This window comes from Myxococcus sp. CA033, assembly GCF_013336625.1.
In the GTDB taxonomy this organism is placed as follows: domain Bacteria; phylum Myxococcota; class Myxococcia; order Myxococcales; family Myxococcaceae; genus Myxococcus; species Myxococcus llanfairpwllgwyngyllgogerychwyrndrobwllllantysiliogogogochensis.
This window is the reverse complement of the sequence record NZ_JABUMU010000006.1, coordinates 428,858-449,117: the sequence shown is the minus strand read 5'-3', so window position 1 is coordinate 449,117 and position 20,260 is coordinate 428,858. Positions and strand designations below refer to the sequence as shown.

At 67.5% G+C, this 20,260-nt stretch carries 16 protein-coding genes; 6 read left to right on the top strand and 10 right to left on the bottom strand.

Annotation, left to right across the window (positions count from 1 at the left end; translation table 11 throughout):
* Window positions 1-250: 250 nt before the first annotated feature.
* Window positions 251-2,467, bottom strand: coding sequence for a M4 family metallopeptidase (locus HUA78_RS19155; protein ID WP_174464695.1), 2,217 nt, complete (start codon window positions 2,465-2,467; stop codon window positions 251-253).
* A gap of 262 nt (window positions 2,468-2,729) precedes the next feature.
* On the opposite strand from HUA78_RS19155, the gene HUA78_RS19150 reads away from it, so the two are divergent.
* The gene (locus HUA78_RS19150; protein WP_174457264.1) at window positions 2,730-3,320 is read left to right on the top strand and encodes a DUF4291 domain-containing protein; all 591 of its coding nucleotides are present in this window, start codon (window positions 2,730-2,732) and stop codon (window positions 3,318-3,320) included.
* A gap of 61 nt (window positions 3,321-3,381) precedes the next feature.
* On the opposite strand, the gene HUA78_RS19145 is transcribed toward HUA78_RS19150, so the two are convergent.
* On the bottom strand, window positions 3,382-6,192 hold the full coding sequence (locus HUA78_RS19145) for a hypothetical protein (protein WP_174476858.1): 2,811 nt from the start codon (window positions 6,190-6,192) through the stop codon (window positions 3,382-3,384).
* A 555-nt stretch (window positions 6,193-6,747) separates the two neighbouring features.
* Here HUA78_RS19145 and HUA78_RS19140 point away from each other — a divergent pair.
* Window positions 6,748-7,491 carry a class I SAM-dependent methyltransferase gene (locus HUA78_RS19140; RefSeq protein WP_254614346.1) on the top strand — a complete coding sequence of 248 codons (744 nt, stop codon included), beginning with the start codon at window positions 6,748-6,750 and terminating at the stop codon, window positions 7,489-7,491.
* A 59-nt stretch (window positions 7,492-7,550) separates the two neighbouring features.
* On the opposite strand, the gene HUA78_RS19135 is transcribed toward HUA78_RS19140, so the two are convergent.
* From HUA78_RS19135 to HUA78_RS19115, 5 genes are all read right to left on the bottom strand, one after another.
* Window positions 7,551-7,709, bottom strand: a complete 159-nt coding sequence (locus HUA78_RS19135; RefSeq protein ID WP_141648147.1) for a XapX domain-containing protein — start codon at window positions 7,707-7,709, stop codon at window positions 7,551-7,553.
* Window positions 7,706-7,933, bottom strand: a complete 228-nt coding sequence (locus HUA78_RS19130; protein ID WP_141648148.1) for a DUF1427 family protein — start codon at window positions 7,931-7,933, stop codon at window positions 7,706-7,708. The genes HUA78_RS19135 and HUA78_RS19130 overlap by 4 nt, the downstream gene beginning before the upstream one ends.
* Entirely contained in the window at window positions 7,930-9,585 is a 1,656-nt protein-coding gene (locus HUA78_RS19125) for an MFS transporter (RefSeq protein WP_174476857.1), read from the bottom strand. The genes HUA78_RS19130 and HUA78_RS19125 overlap by 4 nt, the downstream gene beginning before the upstream one ends.
* A complete protein-coding gene (locus tag HUA78_RS19120; RefSeq protein ID WP_174476856.1) occupies window positions 9,575-11,431 on the bottom strand; it encodes an amidohydrolase in 1,857 nt (618 codons plus the stop codon). The genes HUA78_RS19125 and HUA78_RS19120 overlap by 11 nt, the downstream gene beginning before the upstream one ends.
* A gap of 111 nt (window positions 11,432-11,542) precedes the next feature.
* Window positions 11,543-12,202, bottom strand: coding sequence for a hydrolase (locus HUA78_RS19115; protein ID WP_174461755.1), 660 nt, complete (start codon window positions 12,200-12,202; stop codon window positions 11,543-11,545).
* Window positions 12,203-12,627: 425 nt separating this feature from the next.
* Here HUA78_RS19115 and HUA78_RS19110 point away from each other — a divergent pair, with 425 nt between their 5' ends.
* Window positions 12,628-13,260, top strand: a complete 633-nt coding sequence (locus HUA78_RS19110) for a response regulator transcription factor (protein WP_141648899.1) — start codon at window positions 12,628-12,630, stop codon at window positions 13,258-13,260.
* A 267-nt stretch (window positions 13,261-13,527) separates the two neighbouring features.
* Complete coding sequence (locus tag HUA78_RS19105; protein ID WP_174476855.1) at window positions 13,528-15,978, top strand: lectin-like protein; 2,451 nt, start codon at window positions 13,528-13,530, stop codon at window positions 15,976-15,978.
* Between the two features lie 59 nt (window positions 15,979-16,037).
* Here the strand turns inward: HUA78_RS19105 and HUA78_RS19100 are convergent, their stop codons facing one another.
* Complete coding sequence (locus HUA78_RS19100) at window positions 16,038-16,532, bottom strand: GNAT family N-acetyltransferase (protein ID WP_174476854.1); 495 nt, start codon at window positions 16,530-16,532, stop codon at window positions 16,038-16,040.
* A gap of 379 nt (window positions 16,533-16,911) precedes the next feature.
* Here HUA78_RS19100 and HUA78_RS19095 point away from each other — a divergent pair, with 379 nt between their 5' ends.
* Window positions 16,912-18,021: a hypothetical protein gene (locus HUA78_RS19095; protein WP_174476853.1), complete on the top strand. Its 1,110-nt coding sequence runs from the start codon at window positions 16,912-16,914 to the stop codon at window positions 18,019-18,021.
* 27 nt (window positions 18,022-18,048) lie between these two features.
* Here the strand turns inward: HUA78_RS19095 and HUA78_RS19090 are convergent, their stop codons facing one another.
* Window positions 18,049-18,546, bottom strand: coding sequence for a DUF3592 domain-containing protein (locus HUA78_RS19090; protein ID WP_174457256.1), 498 nt, complete (start codon window positions 18,544-18,546; stop codon window positions 18,049-18,051).
* Between the two features lie 226 nt (window positions 18,547-18,772).
* On the opposite strand from HUA78_RS19090, the gene HUA78_RS19085 reads away from it, so the two are divergent.
* A complete protein-coding gene (locus HUA78_RS19085; protein ID WP_141648904.1) occupies window positions 18,773-19,606 on the top strand; it encodes a 3'(2'),5'-bisphosphate nucleotidase CysQ in 834 nt (277 codons plus the stop codon).
* 7 nt (window positions 19,607-19,613) lie between these two features.
* On the opposite strand, the gene mug is transcribed toward HUA78_RS19085, so the two are convergent.
* Window positions 19,614-20,171, bottom strand: a complete 558-nt coding sequence (gene mug / locus HUA78_RS19080) for a G/U mismatch-specific DNA glycosylase (RefSeq protein WP_305794242.1) — start codon at window positions 20,169-20,171, stop codon at window positions 19,614-19,616.
* Between the last annotated feature and the right edge of the window lie 89 nt (window positions 20,172-20,260).

Genomic DNA, 20,260 nt, shown 5'->3' with positions numbered 1-20,260 from the left:
CCCCGACTTCATCGCGATTCACGCAACAGGCAGGTCTGGACCCACCCCGCGAGAGTTCCTGGCGATGTGAGTCTTTTATTGGCGGAGTGGGAGGCGATGGCGCGACGCGTGTGACAGTTCACGTCACGCCATGCCAGGACTTGAGGACCACCCGCCAGGTCTCATGGTGCGGCCGGAAATGCGACGGCCCACCCGCCGAGGCTTCACGCCTCCGGACCGGGTGGGCCGTCTTGCATCAGCTCGGTTCAGCTCAGCGGTAGGTGACGACGACGGACGCGTTGGCGTAGCCGCCCTTCGCGCCGTAGAGCAACACGTAGTACTTGCCACCCTCGACGTACTTGAGGTCGCAGCGCTCCGCGTTGGTTTCCTTCATGCTTCGGCAGTCGTAGTCGCTGTGGGTGGGGATGGCGCCGCGACGGACGTAGAGGTCGGCGTTGCCCGTACCGCCCTCGACTCGCACGGTGACGTTGCGATAGCCGCCCTCGGGGGCCTCGGGAATCTGGACGAAGAAGCCGTGGGTGTCGTTGGTGGCGCCGGACAGGCCACCCACCACCACGTTGGGCTCGAGCGGGAAGAAACCGCCCTGGTACGTCATCACCAGCGACGCATTGGCGTAGTCAGTGAAGCCGTTGACCATGAAGTAATACTTGCCGGGCGTCGGATTGGCGAAGATGCACGCCTCGTTGTTGGTGGAGAGGTAGGGCCGGCAATCGTAGGAGCCCGTCGTCGGGTAGTTGCCGACGCGGACATAGAGGTCCGCGTCGCCCGTTCCACCCGACTGGGTGAAGCGCAGGTTCGTCGCGCCCTCGGGCACCTCACCCCAGCCATACTCCTTGGTGGTGCGGGCTCCGGAGAGGACCACGGGGATGTTGCGCACCAGCTCGCGCGGATTTGGGGGCTCGAAGATGACGCCCACCTGCACGGCCTTCCACGCCGCGTTGACGGAGGCGATGGTCGCCGCGTCGTAGCCCAGCTGCGCGGCGGCCTGCTCCGTCCCGGCCTTCGCCGCGTCGAAGTTGGTGCCGGGGAGGAAGAAGTCCAGGTTCGCCTTGTAGAAGATGCGGGCGGCCTTCTCGATACCGATGCCCGCCACCGCCGGGCGCGTGGGGAAGCGCGGATGCGTGCCACCCTGCGCGAGGAGATAGAACGCCAGGTTGGCGATGCCCGAGCTGTAGTGGACATCGACGCCGGAGGTGTAGTCGCCGTAGTCATCCAGCGAGTCCCCATCCTGCGTGGGGTTGTTCATGTAGCGAAGGGCATCCCCCTCGACGTCGGGCGTCCAGACGTCCTCGCCCACGAGGTACGTTCCGGCATTGATGGTCCGCGCCTCCGCGTGCCATTCACACACGGCGCCGAAGATGTCGGACATGGCCTCGTTCAGGCCGCCGGACTCGCCGGAGTAGATGAGGTCCGAGTCGAACTCCGTCACGGCGTGCGTCAGCTCGTGGGCCGTCACGTCCAGGCTGAGGGCCAGGTTGAGGGAGGTGGTGCCGTCGCCGTCCCCGAACACCATCTGCGTCCCATTCCAGAACGCATTCACATAATTCACGCGGTGGTGAACGGTGGCGATGAGCGTGGCGCCCGCCCTGTCGTAGGAGTCGCGGCCGAACAGGTCGTTGTAGCAATTGTAGACGGCACCCAGGTTGTCGTAGGCGGCGTTGACGATGGGGTCCGCGACAGGCGGGTCTCCTTCGTTGCGGCCCACGGTGCCGGGAAGGGTCGTGGTGTTGCCACCGTCATAGACCCGGCGGACCAGCGCCGAGTGGATATTGGTGTAGCGCTCGAACAGGTCCCCCGAGCGCGCGTTGACGAGCACGGTGTCGTCCACCGGGGTGCCGTCCTTCTGCTCACCCGTCATGCGCATGCGGTACGCCAGGAGGTACTGGCCGCTGTCGAGCCAGTAGACCAGCTCCGGCTTGCCCTCGATGGCCGCCTTCGGCGGGGAGGCACGGTCCTTCTGGGCCGTCTCCACCGCCAGCTCCGCGGAGACATTGGCACCCACGGGCGCGCGAAGGTCGGTGCGCGCGTTTCCGTTGGCGGCGAACACCTGGCCGTTGCGAGCGTGCAGCCGCAGCTCCGCGCCCATGATCTCCACGCCGTTGAGGCGCACGCCATAGCGGAAGTGCGCGTCCCCGTCGAAGCCGACGTAGGCCCGCTTCAGGAAGAGCTGGTCGGGCTTCACCTTGAACAGAGGGGCGACGCGCGCGATGACGGGCGCCAGCGTCTCCGCCTGGACACCCCGGACGGCGGCGACACTGGTCGGCGCCGCGCCAAACAGACCACTGACGAAGGTGGGGGTGGAGTCCTTGTCGACGGAGAGGACCTGGTGCTCACCCGAGAGCGCCGCCGAGGCCTTCTCGGTCACCGCATCCTTCGCATCCTTGGATGTGTTGGCCTCCGTGCAAGCCCCCAATGTCAGGCTCAGCAGCGTGGCGCCTACGACTCCGCGACCTCTCTTCACGAGCATGCGATTCCCCCAAACGAATGATGAGGTCGTCATGGTGAAGCCAAAGGCATCTCAAGAACAAGTCGACAGCAGCAACTTCATTGCATTTCCCGCAATAAACGCGAAGTGTGACATTTTCTGTCACGGTCTTCCAGGTGTTGAGAGTCTGGGTGATGCCCGTCGGTGAGGGTCTATCGACGCGGGTTCGTAGGGACCCCTGTGTTAATGTGCGAGGTATGACGACGGTTGGCAACAGCCTTCTTGCCCTGGCGGGCACCTGGCGGTGAGTTCCGTCCGGGCGATTCGCGCCGATTTCGACCGGGCGTCCATGGTGGTCTACCAGGCCTATCCGGACGCCATCGCGGACGTGGCGGTGAGACAGCAGAAGTTCGGCCCGCCGTTCTCCGTGGGTCGGATGACGTGGATCAAACCCAGCTTCCTGTGGCTGATGCACCGCTCGAATTGGGGCCGCAAGAGCGGCCAGGAGCGCACGCTCGCGGTGCGCATCCGACGCAGTGGGTGGGAGGCGGCGCTCGCTGAGGCGGTACTCACGGGGTATGAGCCCAAGGCCCATGGCACCCCGGAGGCCTGGCGACAGGCTTTCGAGCACGCGTCCGTCCATGTCCAGTGGGACCCGGAGCGCACGGTGCGGGGGGCGGGGCTCCCTCACGACAGCATCCAGGTGGGCCTGGGGCGCGGCATCATCCAGCGCTTTGTCGAGGACTGGGTGGTTTCCATCACAGACCTGACGCCGCTGGTGCAGAAGCTGCGCAAGCACCTGGACGAGGGGCGCGCGGACCAGGCCACGCGCCTGCTGCCCAAGGAGGCCGTCTATCCGGTGCCCGTGGAGCTGGTGCGTCGGCTGGGCATGTGACGCGGGGGGCACGACGCCTGGACTGGCTGGCGTCCTGCCCTCCCTCGACATGGGCTCCGCGCTACCGGCCGAGCGTGTCCTTCATCACCGTGAAGTAGTCAGCGGGATAGACAATCTCATAGCCATAGAAGCCATAGGATTGGGTGCTCGCGCCGACGGTCAGGTTCTGGAGTTCGTCGTAGCGACGCGTGGCGAGCGCGCCCCACGTGGCCTGGGTGTCGAACCATGCGGGGTTGCTGATGCGACCCGCGGCGAGCTCCTGCTTGTACAGGCGGTCCAGATAGGCCAGCGGATAGAGGATGTGGTGGTCGCCGCCGTCGTAGCCGCGCTGCGCTTCTGAGTACACGAAGAACTTGCGGGTGCTGTCGTAGCCATACTTGACGACGTAGTTCATGCCCTGGAGCAACATGTCCACCATCTGGGCGTGACTCACGCCGGAGGGCTTGCCCGCGGCGGAGAACAACACGTCTGCCTGATGAAACCTGATGAGGTTGCCCATGAAGGCCCCCGCCATCCAGGGGTTCGTCCCAGTGGCGTTGAACCCGGCGTTGTTGTCCATCTTGGTCATCGTCCAGTAGCCCGTTCCCTGGGTGGCATCATTCACGCCCAGGACGGTGTTGGTGACGGTGTTCGTGGCCGGGTTGTAGCCCACGTGATTGCTCGGGGTCCTGAACCACTCGACGATGTAGGCGGCCAGGTGGCCCGCCACGTCCTTGTGGTACGTCGCATCTCCCGTCACTCGCACGTACTCATTCATCACATAGAGGGGCCAGCCATAGTCGCGCTCGGCCTCGCGGTACCGGTCCGCGAACTTGAACGGGCGCTTGAAGAAGTGCGGGGTGACGAACTTCCACCAGTTGGCGATCTCCGTGAGCACGTCGAGCGAGCGCTTGTCGCCCGTGAGCAGGTAGAGATTGCTCATGCCGCTGACGTGCGCATGGCCCCAGTGCAGGTTGCGGACCTGGTGGTCGATGTTTTCATGGTTGATGGCATGCACCTCGCCGGCGGGCTGCGGCGCGCCGCCCGTGGCCCAGTAGCCCGCGCGGGGCCCATGCGACACGTCGATGTCCATGAAGTGACGGGTGCTGATCTCCCCGAGCTGGAACCAGCGAGCGTCTCCGCTGCGCAGGTACTGCGTGAGGAAGTTGTTCGCGCCGACGTGGGTGTCATTGTAGAAGCTGGGCACGTAGACGCCATTGACCTCGAGCGCCCAGCCCGCGCGCAGCCGGTCGCCGTAGTCACGCCAGCCAAACATCGTGGCGTTGCCGTCGGACTGCTCGATGCTCCGCTCGTAGATGTCACGCATCAGCATGTTGTCGTAGCCCTTGTTGGTGCTGAGCTGGGGCGTGGGCGTCAGGTCGCCGAAGACACCTGACGTCGAGTACCAGGCCGGGGTGGCCGTCAGCTCCAGGCGGTGGCGCTGATAGCTGTCGTTGGCCGTGTGCAGCGCGCTGGTGGTGGGCAGGCCGGTGCTCGAGGCGAGCCGAAGCTGGTACGTCTTCGCGCCACCTGGGCGGGCGAAGTACATGCTCTGCGCCCGGATATAGCGAGTGCCGGACAGCGCGGGCTGCGTGGTCTCCGCGGTGCCGCCGCGTGCGGGGAAGAGGGAGGCGGTCAGGGTGTTGCCGCTGATGCTCAGCTCGCCCGGGAACTGCTGCCAGAAGTCCCGGACCATCAAGGCCAGGTGGCGGCTGCCGGAATCCAGGGCCACCCAACCGGCGGCCTTGGCGCCCGTACCCACGCCGCTGTAGTTGAACGTGTGGCCCAGGTCGACGCCGTTGTTGAAGGTGAACTCTCCCTTCTGAAGGATGAAGTGCTCTCCGGAGACCTTGGCTGCATACGCGGCGCCGCTCTCACCGCCGAAGCGGTAGTCGGCCGCGCTGTCGGAGAGGTAGGTCCAGCGCAGGCCCAGCGCCTTGCCGGCGATGGCGAACGACGTGTGGTTGGTCTGGACGTTCGGCTCCAGGCGGTCGTCGATGATGGAGACCTCGATGTCGACCTTGTCGGAGCCCTGGAGGGCGTAGTAGCGGACCAGGTACTTGATGAGCTTCGCGCCGCTGCCGTTGGTGAGGGAGCCCTGGGCCTTGATGACCGCGCGCATCGGCCCGTTCTCTTCCACGGTGACGACCGCGTCGCTGGCCGCGCCAGCGGTGTACTCCAGGTTGTCGTAGGCGTTGACCATGAACAGGTCTCCGCCGTTGAGGAGCTGCTCGCCCGTTTCGAACGTGCCGTTGGTGTTGGTGTCGCGCCAGAGCTTGTTGATGACACCCTTGTTGTTGACGGCGAACTTCACCAGGCCCGTGTCGACGGTGAGCTCGGTGGTCGGCGTGCCGCTGATGGCCACGTTACGGGGCAGGGCGGCGCGCACGACGCCAGGGCCATAGGCGACGCGGTAGGAGCGCGCTTCGCCGAGGTCGGCGACGAGGTGGACGAGGGCTACCTTGATGGAGCCATCCGGCCAGCGCGAGATGGCGTCGAACTGGGCGGGAACTTCCTGGCTGCCGTCACCGGTCTCCAGTCGCAGCTCGGCGATGTTCGACAGGGCTCCCTTGGGGAGGGGGACGCCTGTGCGCACGGGCGTCTTGTCGGCGATGGGGCCGGAGGCAAGGCTCAAGGGAATGTATTGGGTGCCCGCGACAGTGACCGGGGTAAAGCTCCCCTGCACGGTGGTGTCGGCGTCGAGGGTGATGGCGCACGTCTCGGTGCCCGTGCAGCCGCCGCCGCTCCACCCACCGAAGGCGTACCCCGTGTCAGGCGTGGCGGTCAGCGTGACGGCAGTGCCCTTGGTGAACGAGGCCAGACAGGTGCCGCCGCACGAAATGGCGGCGGGGCTGGAGGTGAGGGTGCCCGCGCCCAGGCGCGTGAGCGTCAACTGGACCGTCGTGTCGTCCCCCCCAGGAGGTCCTTCGGGAGGTGTAGGTGTGTCACTGGTGCAACCGAGAAGTAACGAGGCCGTGAGGGCCAGGGCCCGCCAGTTTTCTCTGCGGATGAGAGTTGTCATTGCGTCCAACAGAGCAAGCGTCAGACCAATGGCGCGACATGCGGGACTTCCCTGCGGGGATGCATGTTGCCCCTCGCGAGGAGTCAGGCCCCTGTGGTGGACAGCACCCACTGATCTGTGGGGCCGTGCCCCCGGCAAGGCAGAGGGGCGGAGGCGCGGTTTCGCAGGGCGAACGGCATGACCCCCGGTGTGCCCTCGGCAATGTCGCCACGGAGTCACGGTCACCAACATGCGGCGTTCGAGGTCACGGGGCGGAATCCAGCGGGTTGTCCTCGTGTCCTCCTCGATGCCCGTTCACGGGTGCCTGTCCTCCGCGCCCAGCCAGGTGCTCCCCGCGCGTGGGGGCGATACGCTGGCGCTCATCCCAGTGAGGGGCACCGGGACTGGCATCTCAACAGGAGCAGGGGGACTGATATGGGAATCACGATGTCGCCGCAGGAATACGCCACGGCTTTTCGCCTGCTGGCCGCCACCGCGCGCCACCCCGAGAACATCGCGCGTGTCGTCGAGGAGCGGATGCTCCCAGGTCTTCCACTCCCGCGCACGCTGCTGGACGTGGGCGCCGGGTCGGGCAAGGTGGCCGAGCGGCTCGCGCCACACTTCGGCTCACTCACGCTGCTCGAACCCAATCGCGAGCAGATTTCAGGACTGAAGCTCGACAAGGCGAAGGTCCTCGTCGAGCCCCTGGAGCGCTATGCCTCCACCGAGCAGTACGAGCTCGTCCTGTGCTCACACGTCCTGTACCACGTGCCCCTCGCGGACTGGGGCGCCTTCATGGACAGACTGCTTTCGTTCGTCCGTCCCGGCGGCTACTGCCTGCTCATCATGGCCGCCGCCCGTGGGCCCACGTACGAGCTGTGCCGTGACTTCGCGGAGACGCTGAACTTTGGCGAGCTGATGCTGGACACCGTGCGGGGCAAACACCTGCCCCACGAGGTGCTCCCGACGATGAGCGGCTTCGTCGCGCAGACCTTCGAGGAGATGTACACGCTCTGCCGCTTCTTCGTGCTCGAGGGCTGCTTCACCGCGGAGCAGCTCGCGGCCATGAGCCCGGACCAGGCCCGCGAACTCGACCGGAAGCTTCGCCTGCATGCCGAGCGCTGCCGGGGCGCGGACGGCGTGTACCGCCTGGAGCAGGACGAGGACCTCGTCCTCATCCCCAAGTCCTGACGCATGCGCGACGCGCGGAGGCCGCCTGGCACGGCGTCCTCCTCGCGCGCGAGCGTGCTTCAGCCCAGGAGCCGCTCCCCCATGAGGAAGCCCACCGTCATGGCCACCACCAGCAGCGCGCCCTGGAGCTTCGGCGGAGCGGGCAGGGGAATGTCGAGCAGCCGGCACCCCGCGCCAATGATGAGCGCCAGGGCGAATCCCAACAGGGCCAGCATCATGAGCGCGTCCCCTGCGTCTCGCCGGTGGGACCGCCACAGTTGACGTGATTGCGCGCGGGACGGGACGCCAGCAGCTTGTCCGTCAGGGTGTAGCCGCTCGTCATCGCGACGACGAGCAGCGCCCCCACCAGCACCGGCGGCGCGGGCGCGGGCACGCCCAACCAGCGGCAACCAAAGCCAATACCCAGGCCCAGGAGCAGGCCCACACACAGTTTCCAGTTCACGAGTCGTTCTCCAAGGGGGTGAGACGGGGGCTCGTCGGCGCGGCGCCGACGAAGTGACGAACGGACGGCGGCTGGCTGTCCTGGTGGAGCGCGCGCAGCGTGTCCTGCAGCGCCTTCTCCTCATGCGTGACGCGCTCGTGTTGACGCAGGTGTTCCATCCACGAGCCGACGACGAAGTACTCGAGGAAGCGTCCAGGCTCCGCCGTGTCCTCCATGACGTCCCACTGCACGGCACCGTCGCGGCGCCGCGTGCCGCCGAGCTGGTGGATGAGCGGAAGGAACGTCGCGCGGTCCCTGGGGGCGATGCGGTACTCCACGGTGATGAGCACCGGTCCCCGGTCCTGCTCGATGGCCTCGGTCAGCTCCGGCGACGGCCAGTGCGAAGAGGGCGCGGTGTTGCGCGTCATGGCCGCGCTCAGCCGGAAACGCAGCGAGAAGGCGCCCGCGAGCACCGCCGCCAGGGACGCCGCCGTCAGCGAGACGGGGACACCGAAGCGCTGGGCCACGGAGCCCCACAGGAGGCCTCCTCCGGCCATGCCCGCGGAGAAGACCACGATGTAGAGCGACAGCGCCCGGGCCCGAACCCACGTGGGAACGGAGACATGGGTGGCCGTCTGGAGCGAGGACAACACGCTGATCCACGCCAGGCCGTTGAACACCATGGCCACGCCCAGCACCTGGAGCAGTCGCACGTGGGCCACGACGAGCATGGTGAGCGCGTAGAGCACCGTGGCGCCGAACACCAGCCGGTCGACCCCCAGTCGCGCACGGAGTCGAGGCAGCAGCACGGCGCCCGCGACGGCGCCCGCTCCGATACACGTCAGCAGCAACCCGTACGTGCCCGCTCCCGCGCCCAGCTCCTTGCGCACGACGATGGCGAGCTGCGCGGGCAGCGCGCTGGCGAAGACGTAGAAACAGGCCGACTTGAGCAGCACGGAGCGCAAGTCACCCGACTTCGACGCGTAGCGAAGCCCCGCGCGCAGGGCGATGCCGAAGGGCTCCGAGGGCAGCGTCGAGACAGTCTCCTCCCTCCGCCAGAGGAGCAGGGCCAGCAGCACGCCCAGGTAGGAGACCGCGTCCAGCGACAAGGCCCAGCCGACGCCGAAGCGCGCGACAATCAGCCCGCCCAGGGCTGGCCCCACCGAGCGCGCGATGTTCATCCCGATGGAGCTGAGCGCCACGGCGGGCGCCAGCAGGGGCCGTGGCACGAGCTCCGCGGTCGTCGCCGCCTGGGCAGGCATCGCCATGGCCGCGCCCGTCCCGAGCGCGAACGTCAGCCCCAGCAGCACCCACTCATTCATCCTGCCGGAGAGGGCGAACCAGGCGAGCGTCGTCGCCATGACCAGCATCCACACCTGCACGGCGATGAGGTAGCGCCGCCGGTCGACGATGTCCGCCAGCGTGCCCGCGACGAGGGCGAACACCACGACGGGCATCGTCGTCGCGGACTGCACCGCGGCGACCATCAACGGGGAGCCCGTCCGCTCGGACATGAACCACGCGGCGGCGACGTCATGGACCCACGTCCCGATGTGGCTGGCCAGGACCGCGAACCACATCGTCCGGAACGAGGAGTGGCGCAGCGGCGCCCACGGGCCGACCTCCGGCGCGGGCACCGCCGGGGCCGCCGCGACGTTCGCCTCAGAAGGCATAGCAGAGGCACCCGAGCGCGCCCCAGAACCCGGTGTCGTCGCTCGTGGGGACCTGGTGGCGCGAAGCGTGAGTCCTGCCATGGCCGTGCATGGCGCAGGAGTCTCCATGCGCGTGCGAGGCCCCCTGGAAGGCGGCCCGGGCCTGGGCGACGGTGCCGCCCTGGTAGCCGCCGAAGCGATTCACCGGAGACCAGTCCGGCATCGGCCGGGGCAGTTGGGGCGCGAGCGGACCGAAGTCGCCATCGCCATGCACCACCTTGCCGCCCACCACCGTGAGCACGCTGGTGATGTCCAGGATGGACGCCTCCGGCACCTGGAAGAAGTCCGACGACAACACGGTGAAGTCCGCGAAGTAGCCGGGCTTGAGCAGTCCCTTGCGCTCCTGCTCGTGGGAGAACCACGCGCTGCCGTGCGTCCACAGGCGGAGGGCCTCCTCGCGCTCCAGGACGTTGTCCTCGCCGTACATCGCCAGCCCGCCCAGCGTGCGGCCGGTGACGAGCCAGTACATCGCCACCCAGGGGTTGTAGCTGGCCACGCGCGTGGCATCCGTGCCGGCACCCACGGGCACGCCCAGCTCCAGCATCTTGCGCACCGGGGGCGTGCGGCGGACGGCGTCACGGCCGTAGCGCTCCGCGAAGTACTCGCCCTGGTAGGCCATGCGGTGCTGGATGGCGATGCCACCGCTGAGCGCGCGCACGCGCTCGATGTTGCGCTCGGAGATGGTCTCCGCGTGGTCGATGAGCCAGTGCAGACCGTCCAGCGGCACGTCCCGGTTCACCTTCTCGTACACGTCCAGCACCCGGCTGATGCTCTCGTCGTACGTGGCGTGGATGCGGAACGGCCAGCGCTTCTGGGCCAGGAGGCGCACCACCGACTCCAGCTCGCCTTCCATGCCCGCGGGCAGCTCCGGCCGGGGCATGCGGAAGTCCTCGAAGTCCGCGGCGGAGAACACGAGCATCTCGCCCGCGCCGTTGTGGCGCATCATGTCGTCGCCCTGGCGGGGGGTGAGCATGCCCGTCCAGCGCTCGAAGTCCGCCACCTCCGCGCCCTTCTTCTGGGTGAAGAGGTTGTAGGCGATGCGCACCGTCAGCTCGCCGTCGGCGTGCAGCTTCTGGATGATGTCGTAGTCCTCCGGGTAGTTCTGGAAGCCGCCGCCCGCGTCGATGACGGACGTGACACCCAGCCGGTTCAGCTCGCGCATGAAGTGGCGCGTGGAGTTGAGCTGGTACTCCGGGGGCAGCCGGGGCCCCATGGCGAGCGTCGCGTACAGGATGAGCGCGTTGGGGCTGGCCAGCAGCAGGCCCGTGGGATTGCCGCGCGCGTCGCGCTCGATGCGTCCGCCCGGCGGGTCCGGCGTCTCCTTGCCGTAGCCCACCGCGCGCAGGGCGGCGCGATTGAGCAGCGCCCTGTCGTACAGGTGGAGGATGAAGACGGGCGTCTCCGGCGCGGCCTCGTTGAGCTCCTCCAGCGTGGGCAGGCGCTTCTCGACGAACTGGTGCTCGCTGAAGCCTCCCACCACGCGGACCCACTGCGGCGCCGGAGTGCGAGCCACCTGCTCGCGCAAGAGCGCCATCGCGTCCGCCAGCGAGCGTACGCCGTCCCAGCGCAGCTCCAGGTTGTAGTTGAGCCCTCCGCGAATCAGGTGGATGTGGCTGTCATTGAGGCCGGGAACCAGCCGCCGCCCGCCCGCGTCGATGACCCGCGTCCCCGGTGTGGCGAGCGCCATGAGGGTGGCCTCGTCTCCCACGGCCTCCACGAGGCCTCCGGAGATGGCCAGGGCCTGGGCCTCCGGATGGTCCCGGTCCAGGGTGGTGATGCGGGCGTTGCGGACAATCAGGTCGGCCATGGGGGTGCTCGTGCGCGGAGGAGGGGGCGGACAACGACACGACGACGGACGCGGCCCGGGGGCTGGGGGGCGCGTGTCCATCGCCGGGGTGTGACGGAAAGCGGGACGGCGTCAGTGCTGGCCGCCCTCGGAGGCGTTGAACATGGACTTGGCGTACTGGACGCCCAGGCCGTAGCCCCCGCCGTTGCTGGTGGCGATGCCCGTGGTCAACGCGTAGGTGGCGCCGCGCGCCCAGTCCCGCTGGAGCTCCAGCAGGTACTGGAGGCTGGTCATCGGCATGGCGCCGGCCTGAACCATGCGCTGCACCGCGCGCTCGTGGGCCTCCTCGGAGATGTCCCCGCTGGCGTCGGTGATGACGTAGACCTTGAAGCCCTGGTCGATGGCGGACAGCACCGGCCCGACGATGCAGACGCCCGTCCACAGGCCGGCAATCACCAGCCGCTCCTTGTCGAAGCGGTTGACCTGCTCGGTGACCTGCGGGTCCTCCCAGGCGTTCATCGTGGTGCGGTCCACGACCCTGGCCTCGGGGAAGACCTCCTTGATTTCAGGGAACAGGGGCCCCGAGAAGCTCTTCTCCGCGACAGTGGTCAGGAGCGTGGGGACGCGAAAGCCCGCGGCTGCCTTGGCGATGAGCGCGGTGTTGTTGCGCAGCAGCGAGATGTCGATGGAACGCGTCGCGAAGGCCATCTGCGACTGATGGTCCACGAGGATGAGCGCGTGGTTGTCGGGGGTGAGCAGGTTCTTGCCGGGGGTGGGACTGGCGTTGGGCATGGGGCTCCTCGGGGGTGTTTGCACTTCATGGGGACGTGACTGCCGTCGACCTGGGTTTTACATAAAACACCCGGAAGTCCCGCGAGAGCATCCCCCGTTCGGGTGACGGCTCAGTCCCCGGTGGCGTTGAAGGGCAAGGCCCCCGTCACGGGCAATCGCAGCCACAGTCAGGCCATTCCCGGCGTCCCCTCGGGGATCATCGAGATGAGTCGTTGCACGACGAGAGGATAGCGATGCCAGACGTCTGGATGAAACCCCATGCCAGGGAGGATGTCCTCCCCATTTCGGGGGAGGGTGGGGGACTCGGCCTGTGTAGAGAGCGGCACGGGGCGTGAGGAATCCGCTGGCGTTGAGGGTGTATCAGTCCCGTTGTCGCGGTGATGGCCAGATTCCGGCATCCCTCCTGGAGTGGTATCCTTGACGTCATGAACGCGATGGACTCGAACATCCGAATCCTGGTGGCCGACGACCATCCGCTGTTGCGTGAAGGGCTCAGCGGGATGATTGCCGGACAGCCGGACATGAAGCTGGTCGCCGAGGCGGAGAACGGCGAGCAGGCGCTCCAGGCCTACCGGACCCACCAGCCCGACATCACCTTGATGGACGTGCAGATGCCCAAGATGAATGGCATCGACGCCATCACCGCGATTCGCTCGGAGTTCCCGGCGGCGCGCATCGTCGTGCTGACGACCTACAAGGGCGACGCGCAGGCCGTGCGGGCCATCAAGGCGGGCGCGTCCGGCTATCTGCTCAAGAGCATGCTGCGCAAGGACCTGGTGGAGACCATCCGCAGCGTGCATGCGGGGCGCCGCCGCATCTCCGCGGACATCGCGTCGGAGATGGCCGAGCACATGGCGGACGACGAGCTGACGACGCGCGAGCGGGACGTCCTGAGCCGGGTCGCCGCGGGAAACGCGAACAAGGAGGTCGCCGCGCAGATGGGAATCTCCGAGGAGACCGTCAAGACGCACATGAAGAACGTGCTGACGAAGCTCTCTGCCAGGGACCGCACGCACGCGGTGGTGGTGGCCGTACGGCGGGGCATCATCGACCTCTGAGCGGAATTCCCCGCGCTCCCTGCCCAGCTCCGCGATACAAGAATTGTTCAACAGGCCGATGTTCCGTGCTTGTCCCGCAACGTAGGTGGATGTAGAAGGCGCGCCCCCTTGGCCGAACCGGGCCTGGGGGACATCCAAGGACAGCACAATATGAAGTTGGCCAATGCTTGCCTGCTCATGGGCATGCTTGCTTGCGTTTCTTGCAACACCCCTCCGACTGAAGCTGAACCCACTCCTCCCCAGGAGTCAGGGGCTGTCTCCCAGGCGATGGAGCCTGGTGATTACTGGGCGGCGCACGCCGCCAGATTCCAGCAGACCGAGCTCCAGCGAGACATTCCGGTCCAGCGCTTCCAGCGACTTGGCGCGCACAATGCCCACGTCAGCAATGCCTATTCCCACGGCGGGCGTTGGTACATGCGCGTCAATCAGCACCGCTATGTCTACAACCAGCTCGCCATGGGCATGCGCGCGCTCTATGTGGACGTCTGGGACCATGGCTGTTTCTACAGCAAGGACGAGCCGAACGACCCCTACGGCAACGCACAGGCGCCGGGGTTGTGTTTCAGCCATGCCGTGGAGCCCTTCTCGACGCCGATCAATGGCATCCTGGGGGAAATCTCGACCTGGCTCCGTGAGCCCCAGAACCAGAATGAAGTCCTTCTGATTGGCATCGAGGACCTGGAGGTCAACTCGGCGGATTCCCGGACGCGAATGGTCAACCTGTTGCGCCATTTCTTCGACAAGTCCTATCCGAACGTCCCGGGGGATACACGGGGCAGTCTCATCTTCACCCCGCGGGACCTGCGAACCTACTTCTCGAACCCGTGGGCCATGGGGTCGGGCTCCCAGGCGCCCGGCGAGTATCGTCCCCAGCGCTGGCCGACGAACGAGGAGCTGGCCAGGATGGGCAAGCGGGTCATCATCTCCGTGAAGGACCGATTCGACTATTCATCCCTGCCCGATGGAAACGGCGGCTCGCTCAAGGACTGGGTCTTCTCCGAGAGTTCGGGGCACCATGAGGGCGGCTCGGCCGAGCCGGATCTGTGGGTCAACGCGCCCGGTTACCCCGCGAACGAGGCGCAGAAGTTCACCGGATATCCCTCCTGTCGCTCGCAGGACCTGCCCGGGGCGCTGGGCCTGTATTGGACGGAGTTCTCCGAGCTGCGCATCTGTGACCAGACTCTCCACTGTGGGCTGCCGTACTCCGGGTTCTCCCACTACCTGGACTACTGGGCTGCCACGCGCTGTGGCTTCAGCATCTCAATGGACCAGGTGGAGTCGAACCTCTCGTATTCACCGTATGGTGTCAGTATGGATGCGATGAAGGAGGCGCTCTGGTCCTTTGGCGAGGATGAGCCGAATGACGGGGATGACAATGAAGACTGTGCGGAGTTCCAGTCGGATACCGGTCAGTGGAACGACGTGGACTGTGCTTCGAGTCTGCGGCGCGCCTGTCAGAAGGTGGGCGCGACCTGTGACGCCTCCTACTGTCCGTCTGATTACTGGAAGTTGTCGACGGGGGCCTACGAGTGGGCGCCCCAGTACAACTTCTGCCCGGACGGATATGCATTCATTCCCCCCCAGAACGGCTACGAGAACCAGAAGCTGCAGGAACTCGTCGATGGCGGAGACAACGTCTGGGTCAACTTCTCCGACCGCCTGCTCGAGGGCAAATGGCAGTACGAGGGTTTCCAGTGGTGGGCTGACGGCGAGCCCAACAACTACGATGGTGTCGAGCATTGCGCTGAGTGGAAGGGGCTGTATGGCTACAACGACGCCCCCTGCGCCACGAACAAGGCCTATGCCTGCCTCCGGATTGCAACCGGCTCCTCCTCCGGCAATCCCTGGTTCATTACGGACGCCACGGGCCCCTGGAACCGGCCGCAGTGCCCCGCGGGCTATGAGTTCGTCCCGCCCAGGAACGCCTCGATGGGTTATCAGCTCCAGGAGCTTTCGTACCTCTCGGGCAAGAACGCCTGGGTCAACCTGACGGACCAGTTCGAGGCAGGTCGCTGGGAGGAGGTCCCCTTCCAGCCCTGGGGGACGGGCGAGCCGAACAACGCGGGAGGCGCCGAGAACTGCACGCTGGCCAACGTGACGGGCACCTGGAATGACGCGCCCTGCGATACCGCGGTGAAGCACGCCTGCCGGTGTACGAGCCAGGGCTGTGTGCTGAATGACTGGAAGCTGTCGGCCACGGCTGGCGCCTGGAGCGCGAGTGTCTGTGGCGATGGCTGGACGTTCTCGGCACCCAGAAACTCCATCGAGAACACGGCGCTCCAGCAGAAGCAGCAGGGAGCCATTGTCTGGGTCAACCTCACGGACCAGACGAAGGAGGGGCGGTGGGTTCACTGGGGCGGTGCCCCGGTGCCGTTTACGCAGTGGGCCGCGACCGAGCCGAACAACTACAATGGCAACGAGCACTGCGCCATGATTCTGGCCAATGGGACCTGGTACGACGCGAATTGCGCCGAAAGCCATCCGCATGCATGCCGGAAGTACGGGACAAGTTGCACTGCGACCGCGTGCCCGTCTGACTATTGGGCAATGGGTGGGACGGGGTCTTTCGACAACTTCCAGTGTCCCTCGGGGTATGGGGCGGGTGTCCCCAAGACCGCCGTCGAGAACGCCGCGCTGCTGACCAAGACGAACGGTCAGAACGCGTGGCTGAAGCTGACGGACCGAGGCCACGAAGCAGACTGGACCACCTGGGACTGAGCTGTGCCCGGTGACACGCCAGCCGCCATTCCGGGCGGCGTGTCGGAAGCCCTGAGTCCTCAGGGCTTCTTGGGCGTGTCGGGCGCCTCGCGGGTCATCTCCACCATGGTGGGGCGCCACCCGCGGCGCGCGAACATCCGCTGTGCGGGCTCGTTCTTGGCGGCGGCGTGCAGGACGACGCGCGGCACGCCCAGGGCCGTCAGTCGGCGCATCAGCTCCTCGGCGAGCAGGGGGCCTACGCCGGCGCGGCGGGCCTTCGCGTCCACCCACAAATCATGGAAGCCGCCGGAGCGGTCCAGCAGGGCGTTCCAGTCCACGTCCTCCACGCGGCCGTACGCATAGCCCACCACCTCACCGTCCAGCTCGGCGACGAGGACGACCGCGTCAGGCTTGCGGGCCTCTCGTCCCAGCCACCAGCGGTATCCAGACTCCACGTCGTCCGGAAGCATGAAGCGCTGAGGGTCAAGCTCGTGATGGAGCCGTGCGAGCGCCGCGCCCATCCGGCCCAGAGCGGGCTCGTCCGAGGGCTGGGCGGGGCGGAGGGTGACGGGCATGTGGGAGCTCCTTCAGGGAGGGCCGTCCAGATGGCACGGCGCGGGGGCGACAGCGTCACACAGGGGCTTCGGGTCCGCACGGCGTTCGTTTGGGGCGGATGTGGAGTGTCGGACGGGAGAGGTCTCCGTCCGTCCGCTTCCCGTCGCGACATCCGGCGTTCGGACGGGGCCGTCGGCAATCGATACCACGCGGAACGGGCTGCTTTGAGCCTCGCGCGACGCCCCGCGCAAGGAGCGCATCTGCGTGCCGTCCGGACGCCGAGGCGTGCCGGGTGGACGCGAGGTCCGGCGCTCCAGCAAGGGAGGTCCTTGTCTTTACTGGGCTTGCGCTCCGGGTACACAGCTTGCTCCCCGGGCACCGACCAACCCGGGAGTCTTCATGCTGTGCAGCTTCTGCAAGCGCGAGGAGATGGAAGTCCGCCTCGAATGTGACACGTGCGCCAAGAAGTTCTTCATCTGTCTCAAGTGCTGGAATGGCTGGCGCGGCAAGGTCACCCACTGCGGGAAGCTGCTCGACGTCAAGCGCTTCATCTCGCGCTCGGACGCGCATCCTCCGCTCGATGAGCTGCTCGGTCGCGCCGCCGCCGAGGGACGGAAGTTCCAGTCGCGGCTCTCGCTCTCCACCATCGAGATGTTCGTGTGCTCTCCGCTCTCCACCTATGGGAGCACGACGACGAGCGACCTGGAGGAGGTTGTCCGGGTCTTCGCCCTGAAGACCTCCGTGGCCACCCTGCGGTCCATGCTGTTCGCGGACTACGTGGAGTTCACCGCGAAGCACAACCTGGAGTCGGGCTCGTGCGGCGCCACGTCCTCCTGGATGGATGACGTCACGACGGTGGGAGGCGACGCGCCGGCCGTGGGGGACATCGGCGCGCCCGCGCTGCTGAGCCTGCTCGAGAACACGCCGGGCCCCTACTACTGTCGCATCTCGCGCAAGCCCCACTCGTTCATGGTCGAGCGCCTGGGCGACGAGGTCCGCGTGTACCAGAGCTATGCGAGCAAGTACTCCCTCGCCCACTGTCTGGAGGCGATGCGGCCCATGTCCCACGCGAAGTTCTGCGAGGACTTCACGCTCGCGCTGACGGAGCTGGGGACCGGCGAGGAGGTCCGCCAGGCCAAGAAGCGCCTGTTCCTCATCGACGTGCACTGGAGCCAGCCCCGCATCCAGTACCGGCTGAACGCCGCTCCCGCCAGAAGCTCCCTCGTGCTCCAGAACCTCCAGGCGCGCCTGCAGGCCTACCGGGGCGAGTGGGCGACCTGTCTGACGAAGACCATCGAGGAGCTGGCTCCCGACCCGGTGCCCCAGGTGTTCGCGACAGCGCCGCTGGGGCCCCTGGAGCTCGTCGACACCCGCCAGAAGCTCCTCGTCTACTTCGACGAGGACACGTTTCCGGATCCACTCCAGCTGGGCATGGACGTGGATGGTGACTTGGGGGGCTACAGAGTCGTCGCGCAGAATGGCGACGTCTTCACCTTGCGAAGACGCTGAGGCGGAAGCCCGCGCCCGCGACCATGGCTACCGCGCGAGCCGCTGCCCCTTGATGCGGCGCCGCTCGCGCACGTCGGAGCGCACCATGTCCACCATGCCCGCGCCCGCGAGCCCCGCGAAGGCCAGGCCGCCGAACATCACGACGTAGCTGGACATCCCCGCGTTGCCACACTCCACGCACGCGATGGCCGGGTCGCCCGGCTCGTAGTGCACGGGCAGCTTCGTGCCGGAGGCATACCGGTGCGTCAGGCGCTGGGCATCCGGCAGCGCGCCCGTGTCATTGCCTCCGAACGAAATGGTGTCCGCCGAGTAGGAATGGCCACCCACCGAGTACTCGTACTTCACCTCGGGGTGGAAGCGGGTGGTGCGCCGGTTGCGTACCGTCTCCACGCCCGAGGACACCACGGTGCCCTCCGTGGTGGGCCAGCGCTCGCTCGCATGGGCGCGGTACAGCATGCGCCCGCCCCCGAAGGCGAGCATCCCCCCGAACACCAGCATCAACCCCGCCAGTAGCACCTTCATCATCTCGGCATGTCCTCACTTCGCGTCGGGGGCTTGGGCGCGGGCCCGCTCCCCGAGCGCTCACGGTTCGCTTCATGCAGTGCAGGAGCCACGCCACCATCTTCCCTCGCGAGCGCGTCCGGCCGGGCGGGGCAATCCGCCCCGCGCGGGGCGGTTCGCCCCATGTTCAAGGTCCACACCGACGCGCGACCTCCCACCCAGGCCCCATTCGAGGGCAGACTGTCCGCCCATGCCATCCCTCGACACCGAGCTCGACACCGCCCGCCGCATCGCCCGTGAAGCGGGCGCCCTCTTGCTGGAGGTCTACGCCACCCCCTTCTCCGTCGAGGACAAGGCGGGCGGCCAGGGGCCCGTCACCGAGGCGGACACCCGAGCCAACGCCCTCATCGTGGAGGCGCTGCGCCGGGCCTTCCCCGGTGACGGTGTGGTGGCCGAGGAGTCCGACAACAGCGCCGCCGCCGGCCGCTTCGAGCGCTGCTGGTTCGTGGACCCGCTCGACGGCACGCAGGAGTTCGTCAACCGCAACGGCGAGTTCGCCATCCACATCGGCCTGGCCATTGGCACCGAGGCCGTGCTGGGCGTGGTGTACCGGCCGGTGGGCGACACGCTCTATTCGGGCGTGGTGGGGCAGGGGGGCTTCGTGGAGAAGGCGGGCGCGCGCCGGGCCCTGCGCGTGTCGGACGTGGCGGAGCCCGCGTCGCTGCGACTGGTGGTGTCGCGCTCGCATCGCTCCAAGCTGACCAACCAGGTCGTGGCCCGGCTGGGCATCACCCGCGAGCAGGAGTCCGGCTCGGTGGGCGTCAAGTGCGGCCTGCTCGCGGAGTCCCAGGCGGACCTCTACCTCCACGTCAGCGACAAGAGCTATCGCTGGGACAACTGTGCGCCGGAGGCCGTGCTGCGTTCGGCCGGGGGCATCCTCACGGACCTGGGCGGCACGCCGTATCGCTATGACGGCTCCGAGCTGCAGAACCTGCGCGGCCTGCTGGCCTGCAACGCCGCCGCGTTCCCCCACGTGCAGCCCGTCGTCACCCGCTTCGCGCGCGAGGCGGGGCTCATCACCTGAAGCGCCGTCAGCCCGCGTCCGCGGCGAGTCGCAGCTGCGCGTAGAGCCGGGCCAGGTCCGGGAGCTGGTAGTGGGCATTGAGCCCGCTGGGATTGGGCAGCACCCACAGCCGGGTGGTGCCCAAGGTCTCCTCCTGAAGCCCGAGCTGGGCCTTGGGCCGCGCGAAGGCGGTGCGGTAGGCCCCCATGCCCAGCACCGCGAGGAAGCGCGGGTGGTAGCGGCGCACCTTGGCTTCGAGCGAGCGGGCGCCCTCGGTCAGCTCCGACTTGTCGAGCAGGTCCGCGGTGGCGGTGGCGCGGTCGACGACGTTGGTGATGCCCAGGCCCTGCTCGCGCAGCTCGCCCTGCTCCGAGGGGCTCAACTGTCGCGTCGTGAAGCCCGACAGGTGCAGCGTGGGCCAGAAGCGGTTGCCGGGGCGCGCGAAGTGGTGGCCCATCACCACGGAATAGAGGCTGGGGTTGATGCCGCAGAAGAGCACGCGCAGGCCGGGCGCGATGATGTCCGGCATGTGGCGGCCGGTGGCTGCGTCGAGCTCGTCCCGCGTGGGGCCTCGTGGCGAGGGCATGTCACGCATCTCGCATCAGCCGCGCGGGGATGGCAACGGCCGGGCTGGCGGGGACGTGCCCGGTGGGGCACTCTCTGCGCGCTTGCGTT

What these genes read in the sequence shown, in the direction of transcription:
- HUA78_RS19155 (WP_174464695.1), bottom strand. Translation starts at nt 2,467, where the DNA reads ATGCTCGTGAAGAGAGGTCGCGGAGTCGTAGGCGCCACGCTGCTGAGC.
- HUA78_RS19140 (WP_254614346.1), top strand. Translation starts at nt 6,748, where the DNA reads ATGTCGCCGCAGGAATACGCCACGGCTTTTCGCCTGCTGGCCGCCACC.
- HUA78_RS19135 (WP_141648147.1), bottom strand. Translation starts at nt 7,709, where the DNA reads ATGATGCTGGCCCTGTTGGGATTCGCCCTGGCGCTCATCATTGGCGCG.
- HUA78_RS19125 (WP_174476857.1), bottom strand. Translation starts at nt 9,585, where the DNA reads ATGCCTTCTGAGGCGAACGTCGCGGCGGCCCCGGCGGTGCCCGCGCCG.
- HUA78_RS19120 (WP_174476856.1), bottom strand. Translation starts at nt 11,431, where the DNA reads ATGGCCGACCTGATTGTCCGCAACGCCCGCATCACCACCCTGGACCGG.
- HUA78_RS19115 (WP_174461755.1), bottom strand. Translation starts at nt 12,202, where the DNA reads ATGCCCAACGCCAGTCCCACCCCCGGCAAGAACCTGCTCACCCCCGAC.
- HUA78_RS19110 (WP_141648899.1), top strand. Translation starts at nt 12,628, where the DNA reads ATGAACGCGATGGACTCGAACATCCGAATCCTGGTGGCCGACGACCAT.
- HUA78_RS19105 (WP_174476855.1), top strand. Translation starts at nt 13,528, where the DNA reads ATGGAGCCTGGTGATTACTGGGCGGCGCACGCCGCCAGATTCCAGCAG.
- HUA78_RS19100 (WP_174476854.1), bottom strand. Translation starts at nt 16,532, where the DNA reads ATGCCCGTCACCCTCCGCCCCGCCCAGCCCTCGGACGAGCCCGCTCTG.
- HUA78_RS19095 (WP_174476853.1), top strand. Translation starts at nt 16,912, where the DNA reads ATGCTGTGCAGCTTCTGCAAGCGCGAGGAGATGGAAGTCCGCCTCGAA.
- HUA78_RS19090 (WP_174457256.1), bottom strand. Translation starts at nt 18,546, where the DNA reads ATGATGAAGGTGCTACTGGCGGGGTTGATGCTGGTGTTCGGGGGGATG.
- HUA78_RS19085 (WP_141648904.1), top strand. Translation starts at nt 18,773, where the DNA reads ATGCCATCCCTCGACACCGAGCTCGACACCGCCCGCCGCATCGCCCGT.
- mug (WP_305794242.1), bottom strand. Translation starts at nt 20,171, where the DNA reads ATGCCCTCGCCACGAGGCCCCACGCGGGACGAGCTCGACGCAGCCACC.